This window comes from Bacillus aquiflavi (genome assembly GCF_019915265.1).
GTDB classification, from domain to species: domain Bacteria; phylum Bacillota; class Bacilli; order Bacillales; family Cytobacillaceae; genus Bacillus_BT; species Bacillus_BT aquiflavi.
Window position 1 is genome coordinate 1335448 of the sequence record NZ_CP082780.1, and the last position, 18630, is coordinate 1354077.

Sequence of the window (18630 nt, forward strand, 5' to 3'; positions counted from 1 at the left end):
TTTAATCTAACATAAAATACAATATTAAGAACTAAGTGATAAATATTATAAATAAATAGGGAAAAACATATTAAAATAAAAATAAAAAGATATTTTAAAAGAAAAGGATCAGATAGATGAAAAACTCTTTGTTCTCGCCACTGACATCAAAAAATTATCGAAGCTTTTTTATGGGGCAAATATTTTCAGATTTAGGAAATTGGCTTGATTTTACAATTTTAACTGTTTTAATTATCTATGAATGGGGATTAGATGAATCTTCAATGGCGTTATTTGTCATCACGTATGGACTGCCATGGGTTGTAATCGGTCCTTTTGTAAGTGTTTTTGTTGATCGATGGTCAAGAAAAAAAGTGCTAATGATTTCTTCCTTTTTACGTATATTTGTAATAGTAGGTTATATATTTGCTCCTAATCTATTTTTCTTATTAATTTTCGTCTTCTTTAAAGGGACGTTAGCTTCTCTGTTTGATCCTGCCCGTTAAGCAAGCATTCGATTATTAGTAAAGGAGTCTCAACTGTCAGCGGCTGTAACATATCTCAAATTTCTTTAAATTCTATGAAAATAGTTGGTCCATCACTTGGAGGTATTTTAGTCGCATCATTTAATTCTGACATTGTTTTAATTGTTGAAGCTTTCTGTTTTATTTTTACAACGATTATCTTATCCTTCGTTCATTTACCTAATATAAGAAATACTTCGATTGAAAAAGTTCAGGAAAAGAAGAAATATAAAGATGAACTTCAAGAAGGGATAAAACATATATACAACAATACAATTTTGAGTACTGCAATTGTGTTATCCGCACTGTCCTTGTTTATTATCTTTCTTTGCGATGGTTTACTAGTTATATTATCTAAACAAATCGGTTTCAATGAAGCTGCATTTGGTATATTTGTTTCATTAATCGGTTTTGGTTCACTAATAAGTTCTTTTGTAATAGGATAACGATTATTTTGGAAAAATAAACCGCTCACTACAATGGCGCTTACTTTTGGAATGATAGGATTTATAGTTGTCGTTATGGGGTTAGAAGGAGCCAATTATATTCAGCTTCCTTCATTAATCTATTATTTATGTGCTTTTTTATTAGGAGCTTTAGCAGGCAGGCGGAAATATTCCTTATGCCTATGTTTTGCAAACTGAAACACCAAATCAAAAAATGGGAAGAGTGAGTTCGGCAGCTCAAAGCGTTCAAACAATCACGATGCTTCTCGCACCCGGTATTGGTGCTTTTATGGCTAAAGCTCTCGGAGTAGGGAATGTTTTTGCGATCTGTGGAGTTCTATGTATATTTGCAGGAATTTCCTATCTAATTTTCTTAAAAATAAACAGACTAGAAGTTATTCAAAATAAGCAAAGTGTATAGTAGGAAAATTTCAACATTTGGGCAAAAAATAAAAGCAACTGGAAAGAACAATTCTTTTTTTCCGTTAAGTGAGATTAAAGTTCACAAGCGTACCCATCCTTATCTCTGTCTAAAGCAGGGTTATAGGATGTGTGACCTTTTGCAACACCGTTAGGATATTTAGCACGCAGCTCTGTACAATTTTAGCAAACAGCTCTATATTATCGCTAGTTGAAGTAGATTCTGTAGTTGTATTCAATTCAGTTGAAGAAGTCTAAAAACCCCTTGAAAATAATAGGATATATATTTACTATTAATATACATGTATAAAAAATACTTCTATAGATAAATTTTCTATCAAAAGTGGGTGAAGCCATGAAAATCTTACATGCCCGTGAGATTTATACCGTCATTGAAATCATTCAACAAACATTGAAAACCACCTATGAACAAGTGAGTGAAATTGAACATGCTGTTGAAGGAATTATTCAACTAGAAGATTCACTTAAAGGAAAAGGAGGCGAAGCGATTCGTGCTTTTTTTCAAAACGTACATAAGCCATTTCTCTTATTTCATCAAGCATTCATTACTGATTATGATACAATTTTAGAAAAAATTAAATACTTACTCCAATCGTTTGAGCCGGCAGAAGATGGCTTTATTCACGAAATTTTTTTAGAAAATGATGTCGCGAATGGGTTAGATCGTCTTGAGAGACGAGTTACATCGATAACAAGTGAAATTAACAATGCGATACATAGTGTACAAGATATCGTCAGCTTGCCACCTATCCAAGCTGATGAAACAATCTTTCAGATCAATCAAGCGCGACAACATAATCGAATGACGATCGAAAACCTTCATTCCTTTGATGAGCAAGCAACTCGTTTACTTGACCGGATTTTAGATGACTTACTAATGATGACCAGCTTTATGAAAGAAATAGAAGCGATGACTCAAAGCGGTCAATTGCCAATTTCTCATAACAGCGTATCAAAAATGATGACAAGCGAGGCTTATCGCAAGCTTTTAGGCAGCTTAGTGCAAAAGGTTGTGCTTGAGCCAATCAATACAGTCGAAAGAGATCCATATGGAAACGACAACAGTATCATATATCACGTATATGCAGACGGCTTGATTGTGATGGAAGCCGATCGATCTGGTAAAGTTCATTATGAAGTTGTTCCAGAAATCCCCGAAGAAATAAGGGATGGTGCCATTACTTCACCCGTTGATCGTGCATTTGAAGGTGTCATTGATGGAACGGGAAAAGCGCTTGGTGACACGATAGACGGTCTCGTTTCTCTATACAAATTTGCCGAGGAAAATTTACAACCGGGTCATATCAATTATATCGAAAAATCCATCTTCGCTTATCAACTCATCCATGACCCAAAGAAAAAGCTAGGGGAAATGAAGGATAAAGTAATCAATTTCCCAAAATATATGTGGGAAGGGATGAAAAACGCCTGGAATCGAGATGTCATCAACGGAGATGCCCATAGTCGCGCTGAATTCTTCTCCTATGGTTTAACAACAATCGGGATTGGCGTAATCGGAGATAAAGGATTAAGCAGAGCAGGTCAGCTTGGGAACGCTGCAAAACCCGGTCATGTTGGAAAAGTAGGAAGTGTTGCAAATAAGATTCCGCCACCGATACCGATTAATAAAGGACTAACCCCTGCTTTTGCCACAGGCAAAGTTAATACGATTCCATAAAACGTAAATCGAATCCACCAAGCGAGTAAGGAAGCGTTTGGAGATAGTCGTGGTGGGAAAGTGTCGGTAAGTGTTGGGGGGACTGGTAAAGGAGCTAGTGGTACTAATAAAATACCTAAATTATCTGAATTAACATTTGAGAAGCAAATGAAGTTTGCCAATAAATATTCTAAAAATTCACCAATCAAGATCCCTGAAAATGCTATTATTAAAGCGCAATCGAAAACTGGATATGAACAAATATCCTACAAATGGATTGAAGGGGGAAAAAAGTATGAAGTAAGATGGCATACAAGAACTCCAGGTGCTCCTAAAAACCAAGGGAACACTTATGTGGTTGAAAGGACACTACCGGGAAATCCCAATGGGCAAAGAAAGAAAAAACAATTTTTAGTAGGAGAAGATACTTGGGTTAGTAAACATGTATGGCAACAAGCCATTGCAGATAGACAAAAAGGAAAAAGTACTCCCCAGCAAAACGAAATATTAGAAAATGGTCATTGGAAGGCACCTTAAGGAGGGAAATATATGGAGAAAATAATAGGTGATTATTATACGGGTTTTGAAGGATATCCAGAAATTGTTTTTTATATAAAAATTGGTGAAAAGAGGGAAGTGATTAGAATTTGGGATGGTTATTTTGACAATATAATGCAAAAAATTCAACCGAATGATGATGGATGGCATTCTTTAGCATATTATTATCATTTAGATGAAGGATGGTATGAAGATAGCCCTTGGAAAATACCTAACAATAAGGATGCTTTACAACAATTGCAAACTATAAATATTAAGTTGTTAGATAAAAAAGAACAAATTATTTTAAAAGAGATAATCAACCTTTTAAAGGAGAATCTCAATAGCGATATTTATATAGAATATTCTTAAAATGCATGTTAAATTGGGGGTAAACAATTTTCTCCAAACCCCATAAAACTCTTTAATCATACATGGCTTTTAATAGATTCTATAGACGATTAATAATAAAACGTACCATGCGTTTAATATAGTGTTGAAGAATAAAAATCAACCAAAGGTTTTGTCAAGACCAAAAGGCTTAGGTGTATCCAGTTTTCTCAAGTACTTGTTAAAATACATCCAGAATAAACAGTAGATAATGATTTTAAAGAATGTATTGGGCTATAGATTGCTATTTTCGACATTGTTTTAGTTAATTTCTTAATGTATTGGAAGTTTTGGAGAATGTAATCGAGGTAAGATCCACATAAGTTATCTGAAAGGCTCCAATAAAGGAGCTTTTTTTTCTTTCACCAGTTGATCATTTGAAGTGTCATTGATGGAATGGGAAAAGCTCTTGGTGACACGATAGACGGTCTCGTTTCTCTATACAAATTTGCCAAGGGAAATTTACAACCGGGTCATATCAATTATATTGAAAAAGCAATCTTCGCCTATCAACTCATCCATGACCCAAAGAAAAAGCTAGGGGAAAATAAGAATAAAGTAATCAATTTCCTAAAATATATGTGGGAAGGGATGAAAAACGCCTGGAATCGAGATGTCATCAACGGTGATGCTCATAGCCGCGCTGAATTCTTCTCCTATGGTTTAACAACAATTGAAATTGGCTTAATCGGAGATAAAGGATTAAGTAGAGCAGGTCAGCTTGGAAATGCGGCAAAACTCGGTAATGTTGCCAATAAGATCCCGCCACCGATACCGATTAATAAAGGATTAACTCCGGCTTTTGTTACATGCACGGTAAACAACATTCCATACAACGTAATGGATGACTTGTACAATCGAATCCACCAGGCGAGTAAGGAAGCGTTTGGGGGTGTTGGAGAAGCTAGTAAGCGAAGCAGAGGAGCTGAAAAGTCACCATTTGTTGGAATAGTACAGTCAAGAATAAATATTGCTAATAGACAAACACGTACAACACCAAGGTGACCTTTAACTGGATAACCTGTTTCTGCTGGATTTGATTCATGTATTAGAAGGTCACTTTAACAGGCCGTTAGCTAATAATAGATCAATATTTTATATATCACCAGATGAATTAAAAAGAATTTTACAAAAGCCAAGTACTGTAAAGAAACCTATCAAGAAATTGGAAGGAGGGCAATATGTTAGGGTTGTAGATACTGGAAAAGTAATAGGAAGATCATCTTTGAAGAGTGGTGGTAAAGAGACAACATATATAAAAGTAATTACGGATAAAGCAGGAAACCTAATTACAACTTATCCTGTACCGAAACCTTAATAGGAGGTATCTAGAATGGAAAATTCTAATCCAATTGACACTCAGTTATTAAATGAATTTTATTTTTTAATAAAGAATAACAGTAATTTAGAAAATTATAGTAATTACTACAATTCTTTGGTAGAGTTTATTAAAATTCATTCGAATTATTTTACGTTAGATATTTTAAAAAAATTTAGACTGGATGTTCTCATTAAGTTAGATCCAGATAAATATATTGTTGATAATCCTTCTATTTCTTTACAAATGGAGTCGCAAAGATTATTTATAAAATACGAAACGATTGAAAGTCTAGCCATGGCAATAGGTGATACTTTATGGGATATGGTTACTATTTATAGTAGAAAAGACATTAGCGTTGCATAAATAAGGACGGAATATTCTGTAAATAGACCAGTGTTATTTTTTGCTAAAAGAACAAGGGCTAAACAAAGGTGCTCTGTCCATTTGGTAAAAATATACATTTAATACTTAGGTGACAGCAACTGTGTATGTGTTTACGGACTTGCTCTATTATCGAATTTGCGAATCCAAATGTAAGCAGGCTTCCAAAGTGCTGCCTTTAACCAACGACTAATCCGGAGTAGGGCTTTTTTGCTTTTCATCTCCAGTTGGATTAGAACATTTAGACAGTAGGCAATGAGTGCAAGATAAATTTTGATTCTGAATCGCTGTTTCACCCATACCATAAAAGTGTTTGATCTTTACATGCTGTTTTAGCCATTTAAAAAACAGTTCAATCGCCCAACGTTGACGATAAATTTCGCTGACTTCGTCAGGTTCTAAATCGAAGCGATTCGTTATTAACCTAAGAATGTTTCCTTTTGTGTCCTCAACTTCAAGGAGGCGGAAGACATTCTCTGTACGATTTTGAGTAGAGCCAATGTAAACCATTCTATCTGATAGAACAGTAGACTTTTCAGGAACCGAAAAGGATTCTACCTCACGAATGACGGCGTTTTTCTTTAATCTTGATACAAAGAAGTAGCCATCATCCATCATTCGATCGAACCGTTCGTAATCAACATATCCGCGGTCAAACACATACATGGCTTCCTTATCATCAACGAGAATTTCCAATTGATTTCTGTCATGTTCTTTGGCTGTTGTAATGACTGCTTTTTCAGGGTATACAGTATCATTATTCATGAACACAAGTCGCAAATGCAGCTTGACACCAGCTTTTGTTTTGCGGAATTTTGCCCACTTATAATTCGTCAGGTTTAATGGAAGTGTACTGGAGTCGATGATTTTTAATGGCATATGCTTTCCGTTTTTAAAGTGAATTTTCTTTTATTTGGTGCACAAGCTCCAAAAATAATCGGGAAAGAATAGCTGGATTGACTTCATTGTTTTTTCTTGATAATTGAGATTTACTGATTGATTCAAAACCTAAGGCTTTTTGAAGTGGATCATGAATCAGTGCGTCACTCATTTCTTCCAGACTCTCGAATCCTTGTAATTGAGCAAGCAACATAAGCTTTATGTAGGCTACAGTTGTCAGTTTTTTCGTATAATGATCTTGCTTACTTTCTTCTATTTGTTCAAAAAGTATTTTTGAGTTTATAGGTGTTATCCATTTACCAAATGATGATTTTAGTGTATTCTTGTCCATATCGGTTATCCTTTACTATTGGATTTGGACAGGGAATCACCTGTACTTCCATTGTAAAGGATTTTTTATTGCTTAAAAATTAATTACTAACTATTAGGAATCTTCATAACCTTCAATATTCATTAATGCAACGCTAATGTAGAAAAGATTGTCCTAATTGTTTTGATGATGAGCTTAGGTATATTCTTATTAAATATTTAGATGAATCGGAGAGACTACTATTAGAATGTGATACTTGCGGATGGACAGAAAATATAGATGGTAGTAAATATAAAGGACAAATTGGTGAAGTTTTTCCAGCCGGTAAAAAAGAAATACTTAACTTAATGGATAAATTAACTAGTTAAAGTAAAAATTGTCTATTTAAGAGAGGGACTTGACCAATAAGCCCCTAAAATAAAGCAGGTGGAGAAAAACAAAACATCGTTTTTCTCCACCTGCTTTTATATTTTGATCGTTTTCTTTAAAGTGACTGGCGGATACTAGCTACTTTCAAAAGAATTTTAAGTCATTGCCAAAATCCCGAACTATATGAATTGTATTCAAATACACCAATTCCACATCATGTAAAAGATTGGTTGACGAAAAAGGGAATAAAATTTACAGAAATATTAGATTAATAAAGGAGAATTATTATGGCTATTCAAGCATCAATGGATATTTATTTAAATGAAAAAAAAGATGGCACATACACTTATGATGCTATATTTAGATTACTAAAAGATACAGGTTGGGGGAATAGGGAAAGTTCCCTATATACAGTTTTAATGCCAAATGATCAAGATGATTTTAACTGGATAGATTTTTCAGAAGATGAGCAAAAAGTAATTAATATATTAAAAATCAAACAAGAATTGAATGAAGTAGGTGGTATTGAACTCATTTTTGATAATTCAAGTATCGGTATAAATTTACTCTTATATCCAGAATGCAGAATTTCGGTTATATTTTCTATAAATAGAAAAGTTATTATGGAACAAATAACAGATGCAAATTGGTATTTTGAAAAATTAATTTTATCTTTAGAAAATAAATATTATATTGAAAGCTTTGAATTTACCCAAACTATGTAAGTGTTTAGATTCCAGATAATACTTTATTAAAAAGAATTAGAAAATCAGATACAAATACCGGAATGAAAAGAATTCAGGATGCTTTTAAGCAAAATACAAATAACGTAACTTGATGGTACTTATGCTGATTAACTAGAAGTCAATCAGAAGAAATTTTATCTAAAGCAACAGGAAAATATCCGAATACGGAATATATAAACTCGTAATTCTATATCATTTGGTGACAAACTGTTAGACCGCATTTACATTCAAATCATAAATTTCATACTCCTTTATTTTGACATAACAACTCTAGCGATTGTCTATATCTCTACTTTACCAGGAACAAAAAGTAAAACGAAAATAAAAATTGTTTATGATGAATTAGAAAATATATGGACTGTATATCCTGTTAAATAGTGAGGTAGAAAATAAAGAAGGGAAAATTTAATCAAAAAAATTTATGGAAAAAAACGGTGACTTTGCTATAAATAAATTAAAGGATTTTCTATTATCTGAAATTAATAAGATACCTTGGAAGAGACGAAAAAAAATTTTTAAAAAGTAAAGATGGTGAAGAGAAAAAATTTATTTAAGGAATATTTGTATAGTGGTAATAAATACAAAGGAACTTTGCTGGATGGCAATCAATATTTGATAAAAAAAGAAAATAATCAAGCAATTGTAATTGATTCAGTATCAGAAGAGTATTCAAATGATTATAAATACACTAGATTTCAATTACCTGTTGAAGATTTAATATATGTTATTAACTCAACTTTCGCAGCCCAAATTAGGCAGGTACGCCTTGATATAATTAGGCAATCCGGCAAACCATTGTTGTAGTTGACTTTTGATTAACTTTTTGAATTTCTTATTTGTTTTTTCCAAGGCATCTTCAAGAAGCTCGATAAGTTGTTGAAGTGCAACAGCCCAATCAAGCTCATTTATTTCGTCACAAAGTTCGTAAAACATACCACCAAGTGTGCGGTCATCTGTGCTGCAACGATTTTGCCATGATAAAAGAATATATCTTGCAAATACAATGGTTGTATGGCTTATAAGTGAATCATAAGACCTGCCTTGAAATTCCTTTTGTAATTTTAGTAGCGATTTTGTAGCCTTGAAAAAGACTTCAATATCCCAGCGCATCCCATAAATTCGTATGATTTCTGTCTCTGTTAACGTGCAATCTGTGCTTAAAATGGCTAACCATTCACTTCTTTTGTTACGGTTTCGGACGAATACAACTTTTACCTGGACACCATTTGCCATCGTTGTACGAATGGAGCGCAAGATGTTTTTATTTCCTGATGTAGGTGTCGCTAGGCGGTAAAGTTCTTTTAACCCGACTCGCTTTTCATTTACTAGATAACGTTGATTCGTGGCCTTAACCATACCGATGACATCGATGCCTTGTTTCACGATAGATTGAATAAGGGGTTGTTGGGTAAACCAACTGTCCATTAACACGTAAGAAGCATCAATTCCTGCAGAGAAAGTGCTCGGGAAATCATAGATGGTATCTGTTCTGGCGCAGTTTGTAGTGCTTCTACACGTCTTTTATAACCTAAAGTGCGTTTGTCTACTTTATCCGAGATGTCATTTATTCTAGACTTCTTTGAGCTTAATAACGAGAAATCAATTGGCATGAAGGTAGCACCATCAGACCAGCCTAGCGTAAGCATACGAAAGCCTTTATAAAAACGCATTTTATGAGATGCATGGTCAAAACAGCGCGCAAGCAATTCCACCTTTTTACTACGGTTTCGTTCATATGAAGAATCATCAATGATCAATACTTTTGGACGGTCACTTTTGGTCAAGCGATTGATTTTATAAATAGTTGCTGTGCTTAGTAAAAGTAAAAATCGACGCCAAGAAAATTTGGAATGATTTAAAAAGCGATAAATAGTATCTTTCTCGGGAAGGTTTTCAGATTTCTTACTCTCGAGTAGACGAAACCAATTTTTTTGTTCAAATATCAAACAAAAAACAAGCTTGAAAAGATATGCACAAGAGAACCCGAAGTCTTTTGTAATTCCAGCATTCCATAAGTGTTTAAGGATCTGTAATTCATTAAATGCAGATTTCAAATCATTTGGTAGTTGATTATTTTGGTCATTATTCGCTATCATAGTAGGAGGCACCTCATCTATTTGGTAGTTTTTTCTCGACAATTAAACTATACCAAAGGTTGGGGTGTTTTTCTTTTATAAATACTTTTGTCAAGCAACATAATGAAGTACTGAATGTCTTATACCGGATAACGATTATATGTTATTTTTACACTGCGAAAGTTGAGTTATTAATAATAAAAATTTGATATTAAAAGGTTTATCATAATGTTTGATAATTTACGATCAACTAAAAATAGATTAGATAATTAGCCACTAACATAGTAAAACCTGTTCATACTTATGTTCATTTATCGAATATTAACGACTACTTTTAAAGAGGATATAACTTCCAAATGTATACCCAAATGAAGTCCTTATTTCTTGTAAATTACTTAAATATTTTCTAATTATGGCGGAAAAGTGGATCTTTCTTCAGATTCTTGTCTATTCATATAGCGAGTCCCTCAATCTCTCTTTCTCGATCATCTAGTTGCGGGATAGTATATCTTACAATTATAATCTTTTATTCTTCAAACGGGATTCTCCCATTCTTTTCGGGCTTTTATGTTTATATTTCAATTTTCAGCTAGAGGAGCTTTCGATCTAAAAAATTTTCTTCTCAAACATATCCTTTTCCCACCATTTTCTATATATAAAGGGTGAAGGGAGGTGAAGGAAATGGCAGAAGCGAATTTACTAGATTCTAGGCTTAGACTTGTGTTTGAAGCTGGGGTGGATGATGACGGCAAGCCGATTTTTAAGGCGAAAACTTTTAACAATATTAAAAAGACGGCCGGAGCAAATGAGCTTTATGAAGCAGCCCAAGCAATTTCAGCGCTCTGTAACTATTCACTAGATTCAATTGAGCGCAGTGATAATTATGATATTGTCGGTTAAATGTCGCAAAAACAAAATGGGTGAAGGTGGTGAGTGAAGTGGTAAAGACGCTGGAACTTCAATTTGAGACGGAAGCTGGAAAAACAGCGAGCTTATCAGTGGAGAGTCCAAAAGAACCGATTGAAATTTCTGCTCTTAAAGAGGCAATGGAGAAAATTATTAGTTCAAACGTATTTTACACTGATAATGGTCATTTTACAGCAATAAAGGGAGCACGGGTTGTTGAGCGGAATATCATTGAATATGAAGTTGTTTAACTAAAAGGGCCGGTTTTTTTTGAACCGGTCTTAAGTCATATTTAGAAAATAACTGTCCTCAGCCTGGATCAATGTGCCGAGCAACGAAGCGAAGTAGAACTGTCGTTAATAGTCTACCAAAAGGGATACAAAAATTTGTTCCATGTCTTTTATAAGAAATGAATGTATAACTAAATGGAAGAGGGAGGGTGGGCAAATAAATTGAGAGAGTTAGAGGTAACACTTTTAACATTAGAGAAGCAATTGATGTATGATCGAATGAACGATTTTAAAACGATTTTATCGAAGGATTTTCTGGAATTTGCTCCATCAGGTAAAGTGTATAATACGTAAACGATGAGGGTCCACGACAGATTCCATTTATCATTACGGACTTCCGTGTAAAATTATTATCGCAGAACATTGCTCATGTGACCGATCAAACGGAATCAAAGTTTGATTGATGGGTTCAAATCATTGAGAAGCTCTATTTGGCGCAACACAATGGCGTCTTTATTTTCATCAAGGAACACGGACGATATAGATGGATATCTTCAAAAAAAATACTTTTTATTATTTTATCTAGAACTTCAATAGTTTAAAGCTTTTTTAACAACTATATCGCTGAATGGGCTTTTAGTTTGATTAACATAAAATACATAACTTTATGATCGAGTTCGCCTTTAGGCGGATTTTTTTTTTTTTACCTCTTTCAATTCACTAAATGTTGATCGGGGTTAGGATGATCTTTATGTTTCATAAAAACATATTTAAAAACAATTGACTTTCACGTTACGTGATACTTTATAGTATGTACGAAAGGAGGCGCAGACTTAGTGAAAGTAAAAGAAGTGGCAGATTTAGTTGGGATTAGTGTTCGTACACTACATCATTATGATGAGATTGGATTGTTAACTCCAAACGAAATAACCGAATCAGGTTATCGCCTTTATTCCGAAAAAAATCTTGAGCAACTGCAGCAAATTTTATTTTTTAAAGAACTGGGCTTTTCATTGAAGGAAATAAAACATATCATTAACAGTCCTACGTTTGATCGAAAGGAAGCATTGATTTTACAACGGAAAATGTTGCTTGAGAAACGGAATAGAATCGATAAAATGATTGTCACGATTGATAAAACAATTAAACATATGATGGGAGAAATTCAAATGACAAAGGAAGAAAAATTTGCGGGGATTCACTTTAGTCATAATCCATATGAACAGGAAGCTCGTGAACGTTGGGGCGATCAAACTGTTGATCAAACAAATGCGAAGTTAGCGAAAATGTCTAAAAATGAACAGAAGCATTTATCTGAAAGATGGCAGCTGATTTTTCAAAAACTCGCCCTTCTTCTTGATCAATCTCCTGACAGTCTAGAAGTTCAAGCGGCAATAAAAGAATGGTATGTTTTTTTAAATGAACATTTTGGTCAATACTCTCTCGAGGCATTTAATGGATTAGGTCAACTTTATATTGACGATGAACGATTTACTAAAAATATTGATAAATATGGAGAAGGCTTAGCGAAATTTATGAGTGAGGCAATGAGCGTCTTTACGGTTAAAGGTAGGGGCGACAATGGATGAAAATAGTTATTGAAAATACAATCGAACAATATGAAAAATTATTTTCTATTGAAACAGAAAGAGAAAACTACTTTCGGTATTCAATGATGAAGCCTTTTGAAAAAATGTGGAACATGATTCATGTTCCTTTAGAAGCGAAACAGCCTAATGGGTACGATGTGATCATGGCTACTAAAATGCTTGGATATTTGGATGTATCGGATACGACTATTGGCAAAAAAGCGTTGGACACTTTTAAAGAAATTCAAGCGCTTCAAATTGTACATGACACTTTAAATCACTTAGTTCATTTTATTCAACAAAACAATTTATATATCAATGCTGATCAACTAACATTTGGATTGTATATTGCTGATCCGCAAAAGCTAAAGCTGCAAAAAGGTTATTGTGGCTTTGGGGGAATTCCAGGTTTTATTCAAGTAACAATGTATCCTTATTCATACAATATTCCGAGACTTCCTGCTCTAATTGCTCATGAGTTTCATCATAATGTTCGTTTTTCATATTTTGATTGGGATCATGGGAATGTTACTGTCGGTGATTATTTGATTATTGAGGGGTTAGCTGAATCATTTGCAAAAGAACTTTATGGTGAAGAGCTTTTAGGACCTTGGGTCACTTCTGATAAAGAAGATTTGCAATACTCGATTGAAGTCATGAAAGATGTATTAAATGTTAAAGGATTTGCTGAAGTGAGCAGCTACATGTTCGGTGATATGTACGCAATAGAACAAGGATACGAACCTGTTGGTTTATCACCATTTTCCGGCTATGCAGTAGGATATGAAGCAGTGCAATCTTTTATGAAAATGAACCATGTAGGGATAAAAGAAGCTACATTACTTAGTACAGAAGAAATAATCAATCATTGCCCATTGTTTTCTAAATAATCTTTTAAAGACGTTGATCAAAACGATAAGGTACACAAATTCGCTTCAAGTCAATCCCAAGATATTTATTAAAAAATGGTAAATGTTTTACTTTTTTCATGAACCTTCCTTGACTTTAACGAAAAAACATGGTAACTTATAAGGAGCCGTTTTGCATCGGATAGATTAAAAAGTAACACTTATTCAATATTTTGTTGAGTAATGGATACAAAGCTATACGTTGTAAAAAATGGTTAATATTTACACACGGCAAAATGCCGTAAGGAGGTTTTTTTTAATGAAAAACGGTAAAGTTAAATGGTTTAACAGTGAAAAAGGCTTTGGATTTATTGAAGCTGAAGATGGAAACGACGTATTTGTTCATTACTCTGCAATTCAAACTGAAGGTTTCAAAACTTTAGAAGAAGGTCAAGAAGTTTCTTTCGACGTTGTTGAAGGAGCTCGTGGACCACAAGCTGCTAACGTAGTTAAAAAATAATAGGTTATCCTATAAATGAACAGTCTAGCCAATTGGTTAGACTTTTTTTTATATTGTCAATGTCAGTTATAGTTAATGTTCTTTTGTTATAATGGTAGAGAGTGTGAGATGAACGAGTTGAAAGAGGTGCTTGGCATGAAATTTATACATACTGCTGATTGGCATTTAGGAAAGCTTATTCATGGTGTTTATATGACAGAGGAGCAACGTGTAGTTTTGAATCAGTTTGTAAAGCTAGTTGAGGAAGAACAGCCTGATGCGGTTATCCTTGCTGGCGACGTATATGATCGTTCCGTTCCGCCGATCGATGCTGTAGAGCTTTTAAATGATATTATGTTTAAAATAAATGTTGAATTAAAGATACCAGTTCTATCGATTGCTGGAAATCACGACAGTCCAGAGCGGCTGTCATTCGGAAATTCGTGGTATCGACAAAGTCAATTTTATTTAATGGGGAAATTAGAAAAAGACATTCAGCCGATACATATTAACGGGGTAAATTTCTATCTCCTTCCATATACTGAACCGGGAATCGTTCGCCACCTCTTCGACAATCAATCCATCCATTCCCATCAAGACGCAATGAAGGCATTAGTGAACGAAATTGAAAAAACATTAAATCCGAACGAACCGAATGTTTTCGTTGGCCATGCTTTCGTCTTAGGTGGAAAAGAAACAGATTCAGAGAGAACTCTCTCGATAGGAGGTTCTGGCTGTGTAACAGCTGATGTATTTGCACCATTTTCATATACAGCCCTCGGCCACCTACATAGCCCTGATGCAATTAAGCATGATACGATCTATTATTCTGGTTCATTATTAAAATACTCCTTTTCTGAAGCAAGACAGAGAAAATCTATTTCCATTATTGACATGAAGGATGACGGAAGCTTTGATCTCCGGTTTCGCTCATTGCAGCCCCATCATGATATGCGAGAGATTGAAGGTTACTTAGACGAGCTTCTTGATCCAAGTTATGATGAAAAAGAAAACGTCAATGATTATTTAAAAGTGACATTGCTTGATGAGGGAACAATTATTGATCCAATTAATAAGCTGCGCCAAGTATATCCAAATGTCTTACATCTAGAAAGGAAAATTGACCTCATAAATTTAAAAAAACGTCATTCAGTTCATTCAATTAAAGCTGAAAAAAAGTCAGAAATTGAGTTATTTCAATTGTTTTATGAACAAATGACAACAGAAGAGTTTACCGAGGAGAAACGGGCTGTTATGACGTCGGTTATTAATAAAGTGCTGCAAGAGGAGGGGGCGAAATGAGACCGTTAAAGCTGACGATGCAGGCGTTTGGACCATACGCCGATAAAGAGTGTATTGATTTTACAAAGCTTGAAAATAGGACGATGTTTGTCATTTCTGGTAAAACAGGAGCTGGTAAAACAACGATTTTTGATGGGATTAGTTATGCGATTTATGGCAGAGCAAGCGGCAACGATCGAAATGGTTCCGAGCTTCGCAGCCAATTTGCACAAGACCACATGTTGACAGAAGTAGCGCTTGAGTTTTGGCTGCGAAATAATACGTACTATATATGGCGCTCCCCTCAACAGGAAAAGAAAAAAGAACGGGGGAATGGGTATACGACGATCAGCGCAAAGGCTGAACTGTACGTATTAAATGACCAAGGAGAAAAGCAGCTTTTAGCGGCAAATGTTCGTGATGTTGATGAAAAAATAAAAGAAATTATGCAAATGGACAGCAACCAGTTTCGGCAAATTTTAATGATTCCACAAGGGGAGTTTCGCAAACTGCTAATTTCCGATAGTAAAGAGAAGGAGGTCATTCTGCAACGGCTTTTTCATACTGAAATATATAAACGAATAGAAGAAAAGTTAAAAGAAGAGGCAAATCAGTTAACAAAGTCTATTGAAAAGCTAAGAGAAGAGCGAAACCATACCGTTCGAGCGATTCAAGTCATTCAGAGCGAGGAATTAAAAAGCTGCTTAGAAGCAGAAAATACAAATGACAATTTAATCATATCGCTTTTAACAGAAGAGATCGCTTATATGAACGACGAACTGGAAAGGTTAAGCGAAATAGCAAGAGAACAAAAAGAAGAACGAGACAGATTAACACAAAAGTTATTTGAAGGAGAGGCAATAGTAAAACAGCTCACGGTAAGAGATGAATTAAAACTCAAAAAGGCTAAGCTCGAAGAAGAAAAAGATATATACGAACAAAAGGAAGCGGAAATCACATTAGCTCATAAAGCGAGTATTTTAGCACAGCAGGAAATGCTTTGCCACCGTCTGAAACGAGAGCTTGATCAAGCAAATTTGCAGTTGACTGCGATAAGTGACAATACAAAACAGCTGTCACAATCTTTAAAGGCACAGCAGGAGGCATTGGAACAAGAACTGGCCCGTGAGAATGAAAGAAAAAGCTTAGCAGATGAAATTAATCGGCTTAACGGCATGGAAGATGATGTGTATTCATTTGCTCGCTACCAAGAAGCCGTTACCAAATTAAAGGATACAATAGAAGGGGAAAAAAACCGCAAGGACCGCTTTAATAAACGAATGAACGCTCTTGATATACATATAAAACAATTGCAAGCAGATAAAGAAAAAATTGAAAAAGGCCAGCTTCGTTTTGTTGAAAATGAACGAACGCTAGATAAGCTTACTTATGAACTTGCTATGCTAGATAAATATAACACGTTATTTATTGAACTTCATGATGAGAATGCATCATTTATGAGAAAAAAGAAAGAGTTTGAAAATATAACTGCCAGATATGAAGATGAAAAAGCCCTTCTTTATGAGATTGAAACAAGGTGGCATCGAGGACAAGCAGCGATGCTTGCAAAAACACTTCATGTTGGGGAGCCATGTCCTGTTTGTGGATCAACGCATCATCCCCAGCCGGCAACATCATCAGATCAATTGCTTCCTACTGAAGACGACTTGCGTGCCGCAAAGCAGCAAATGCTTCAACTAGAACGAGATAATTTAAATGTAGAGCGAGAATATTATAGAATACAGCTCGAAATTAACTCATTGGAGAAATCAGCTACAGAACTTGCTGCAGAGCTGCGCACAATTCATCCGAATTTTTCAGCCGAAACGTTACGACAGTTGAAAGCGGAACTGTTGCAAAAGCAAACAGAATTGCAAGTGGAACAAAATGATTTAAAACTAGAGAAAAAACAGCTTGCAAATATGACTGCAACGATTGTCAAACTTGAGAATGAACAAGCTGAATTGAAAAAAAAAATGGAATCAATCGAGACAAGCTTAAATAAATTAACGATTGAATTTACGGAAAAAAACACAACGTTAACTCGAATGATGGCGACGATTCCAGAAAATTTACGTACAATTCAAGCATACGAGGCAGAACGAAATGCCGCTCAGAAAAAACTAAAAATGATGGAAAAGCAGCTTGAGGACATGCAGCAGAAATATCAACGTACGAAAGAAAAATTCGCAAGTGAACAAGCACGTTTTGAAACCGTTCAAAAGCAAGGAACTGAGCTGGCTACAAAACTAGAAACCGAACGAGAGTTATTTAAAGAAACGATGTTATCACAAGGTTTTAGCAATTATACTACATACAGAACTGCGAAACGGACAGAACAAGAAATAAAAATACTTGAACAGGCTGTTCGCCGTTATCGTGAGGAACTACGCTCTGTTTCTGATCGCTATCTCGAATTGGCCGAGCTATTAAAAGATGTGAAAGTGCCTCAAATCGACAAATTGAAAGAGATAATCGCTTCAATAGATGAACAATATACGAAGTTACAAGATGATTATACGAGCCTATTAATGAAAAAGAAGGATAATGAAGAGATTCGTCAACGAATTGAAAATATAAATAGCGAGTTGAAAGAGTTAGAAGCAAGCTATCAAATTATTGGACATTTATCGGAAATGTCAAAAGGACAAAATGTTTTGCGGATTACGTTTGAGCGCTTTGTACTGGCATCTTTTTTAGATGATATTTTACAAAAAGCAAATGTAAGATTAACGAAAATGACGGGAGGGCGCTATCAACTTTTAAGAAAAACCGATCGCTCAAAAGGGAATGTTCAAAGTGGTCTTGAACTTCTCGTTTTTGACCAATATACAGGTCAAGAACGTCATGTGAAAACATTATCAGGGGGGGAGAGCTTTAAAGCGGCATTGTCCCTTGCACTTGGTTTAGCTGATGTTGTCCAGCGACATGCAGGAGGGGTTTCATTAGAGACGATGTTTATTGACGAAGGTTTTGGAACATTAGATCCCGAATCGTTAGATCAAGCTGTTGAAGCATTAATTGATATCCAAAACAGTGGCCGTCTCGTTGGGATTATTTCTCATGTTCCTGAGCTTAAAGAACGAATTGATGCCCGCTTAGAAGTAGTGGCTACAAAGACGGGGAGTACGGCAACATTTGAGTTTTTAAATGGATAAATAGCGTTTCCTTGAACATTTTGCAGTTTCAAGCTACAGAAAA

At 34.8% G+C, this 18630-nt stretch carries 19 protein-coding genes and 2 pseudogenes; 18 read left to right on the forward strand and 3 right to left on the reverse strand.

Going from position 1 to position 18630, the window contains the following annotated elements; all coding sequences use genetic code 11:
* Positions 1-170: 170 nt before the first annotated feature.
* The 3 genes from K6959_RS06630 (at position 171) to K6959_RS06640 (ending at position 1370) form a co-directional block, all read left to right on the forward strand.
* Complete coding sequence (locus K6959_RS06630) at positions 171-485, forward strand: MFS transporter (protein WP_163241879.1); 315 nt, start codon at positions 171-173, stop codon at positions 483-485.
* A 74-nt stretch (positions 486-559) separates the two neighbouring features.
* Positions 560-949: an MFS transporter gene (locus tag K6959_RS06635; RefSeq protein ID WP_163241878.1), complete on the forward strand. Its 390-nt coding sequence runs from the start codon at positions 560-562 to the stop codon at positions 947-949.
* 223 nt (positions 950-1172) lie between these two features.
* Positions 1173-1370, forward strand: coding sequence for a hypothetical protein (locus K6959_RS06640; protein ID WP_163241877.1), 198 nt, complete (start codon positions 1173-1175; stop codon positions 1368-1370).
* Positions 1371-1444: 74 nt separating this feature from the next.
* On the opposite strand, the gene K6959_RS06645 is transcribed toward K6959_RS06640, so the two are convergent.
* On the reverse strand, positions 1445-1540 hold the full coding sequence (locus K6959_RS06645; protein WP_163241930.1) for an excalibur calcium-binding domain-containing protein: 96 nt from the start codon (positions 1538-1540) through the stop codon (positions 1445-1447).
* 184 nt (positions 1541-1724) lie between these two features.
* Between K6959_RS06645 and K6959_RS06650 the strand changes: the two genes are divergently transcribed.
* The 6 genes from K6959_RS06650 to K6959_RS06675 all read left to right on the forward strand — a co-directional run bounded on the left by K6959_RS06650 (position 1725) and on the right by K6959_RS06675 (position 5658).
* Positions 1725-3068 carry an LXG domain-containing protein gene (locus K6959_RS06650; protein WP_223087971.1) on the forward strand — a complete coding sequence of 448 codons (1344 nt, stop codon included), beginning with the start codon at positions 1725-1727 and terminating at the stop codon, positions 3066-3068.
* Between the two features lie 60 nt (positions 3069-3128).
* Positions 3129-3584 (forward strand): hypothetical protein, encoded by a 456-nt coding sequence (locus K6959_RS06655; RefSeq protein ID WP_223087973.1) that lies wholly within the window; start codon positions 3129-3131, stop codon positions 3582-3584.
* Positions 3585-3605: 21 nt separating this feature from the next.
* Positions 3606-3956, forward strand: coding sequence for a dihydroorotate dehydrogenase (quinone) (locus tag K6959_RS06660; RefSeq protein ID WP_223088330.1), 351 nt, complete (start codon positions 3606-3608; stop codon positions 3954-3956).
* Positions 3957-4370: 414 nt separating this feature from the next.
* Positions 4371-4979 (forward strand): hypothetical protein, encoded by a 609-nt coding sequence (locus tag K6959_RS19565; RefSeq protein WP_163242787.1) that lies wholly within the window; start codon positions 4371-4373, stop codon positions 4977-4979.
* A 31-nt stretch (positions 4980-5010) separates the two neighbouring features.
* Positions 5011-5292 (forward strand): hypothetical protein, encoded by a 282-nt coding sequence (locus tag K6959_RS06670; protein WP_223087974.1) that lies wholly within the window; start codon positions 5011-5013, stop codon positions 5290-5292.
* A 15-nt stretch (positions 5293-5307) separates the two neighbouring features.
* The gene (locus tag K6959_RS06675; RefSeq protein ID WP_163242785.1) at positions 5308-5658 is read left to right on the forward strand and encodes a hypothetical protein; all 351 of its coding nucleotides are present in this window, start codon (positions 5308-5310) and stop codon (positions 5656-5658) included.
* A 131-nt stretch (positions 5659-5789) separates the two neighbouring features.
* Here K6959_RS06675 and K6959_RS06680 read toward each other — a convergent pair.
* Positions 5790-6907: pseudogene (locus tag K6959_RS06680) on the reverse strand (IS4 family transposase).
* Positions 6908-7542: 635 nt separating this feature from the next.
* Here K6959_RS06680 and K6959_RS06685 point away from each other — a divergent pair.
* Complete coding sequence (locus K6959_RS06685) at positions 7543-7980, forward strand: hypothetical protein (protein WP_223087976.1); 438 nt, start codon at positions 7543-7545, stop codon at positions 7978-7980.
* A 753-nt stretch (positions 7981-8733) separates the two neighbouring features.
* Here K6959_RS06685 and K6959_RS06690 read toward each other — a convergent pair.
* Positions 8734-10097: pseudogene (locus tag K6959_RS06690) on the reverse strand (IS4 family transposase).
* A gap of 660 nt (positions 10098-10757) precedes the next feature.
* Here K6959_RS06690 and K6959_RS06695 point away from each other — a divergent pair.
* The 8 genes from K6959_RS06695 to K6959_RS06725 all read left to right on the forward strand — a co-directional run bounded on the left by K6959_RS06695 (position 10758) and on the right by K6959_RS06725 (position 18587).
* Positions 10758-10976, forward strand: a complete 219-nt coding sequence (locus K6959_RS06695) for a DUF1659 domain-containing protein (protein WP_163243157.1) — start codon at positions 10758-10760, stop codon at positions 10974-10976.
* A gap of 38 nt (positions 10977-11014) precedes the next feature.
* Positions 11015-11233 (forward strand): DUF2922 domain-containing protein, encoded by a 219-nt coding sequence (locus K6959_RS06700; protein ID WP_163243156.1) that lies wholly within the window; start codon positions 11015-11017, stop codon positions 11231-11233.
* Positions 11234-11434: 201 nt separating this feature from the next.
* Complete coding sequence (locus K6959_RS18885) at positions 11435-11566, forward strand: hypothetical protein (protein ID WP_258561197.1); 132 nt, start codon at positions 11435-11437, stop codon at positions 11564-11566.
* 482 nt (positions 11567-12048) lie between these two features.
* The gene (locus tag K6959_RS06705; RefSeq protein ID WP_223087977.1) at positions 12049-12801 is read left to right on the forward strand and encodes a MerR family transcriptional regulator; all 753 of its coding nucleotides are present in this window, start codon (positions 12049-12051) and stop codon (positions 12799-12801) included.
* Positions 12798-13691: a DUF2268 domain-containing putative Zn-dependent protease gene (locus K6959_RS06710; RefSeq protein ID WP_163243154.1), complete on the forward strand. Its 894-nt coding sequence runs from the start codon at positions 12798-12800 to the stop codon at positions 13689-13691. Before K6959_RS06705 ends, K6959_RS06710 begins: the two co-directional genes overlap by 4 nt.
* A gap of 277 nt (positions 13692-13968) precedes the next feature.
* The gene (locus K6959_RS06715; RefSeq protein ID WP_163243153.1) at positions 13969-14169 is read left to right on the forward strand and encodes a cold-shock protein; all 201 of its coding nucleotides are present in this window, start codon (positions 13969-13971) and stop codon (positions 14167-14169) included.
* 135 nt (positions 14170-14304) lie between these two features.
* Positions 14305-15450 (forward strand): exonuclease SbcCD subunit D, encoded by a 1146-nt coding sequence (locus tag K6959_RS06720; RefSeq protein ID WP_163243167.1) that lies wholly within the window; start codon positions 14305-14307, stop codon positions 15448-15450.
* Positions 15447-18587 carry an AAA family ATPase gene (locus K6959_RS06725; RefSeq protein ID WP_223087979.1) on the forward strand — a complete coding sequence of 1047 codons (3141 nt, stop codon included), beginning with the start codon at positions 15447-15449 and terminating at the stop codon, positions 18585-18587. The genes K6959_RS06720 and K6959_RS06725 overlap by 4 nt, the downstream gene beginning before the upstream one ends.
* Positions 18588-18630 lie beyond the last annotated feature (43 nt).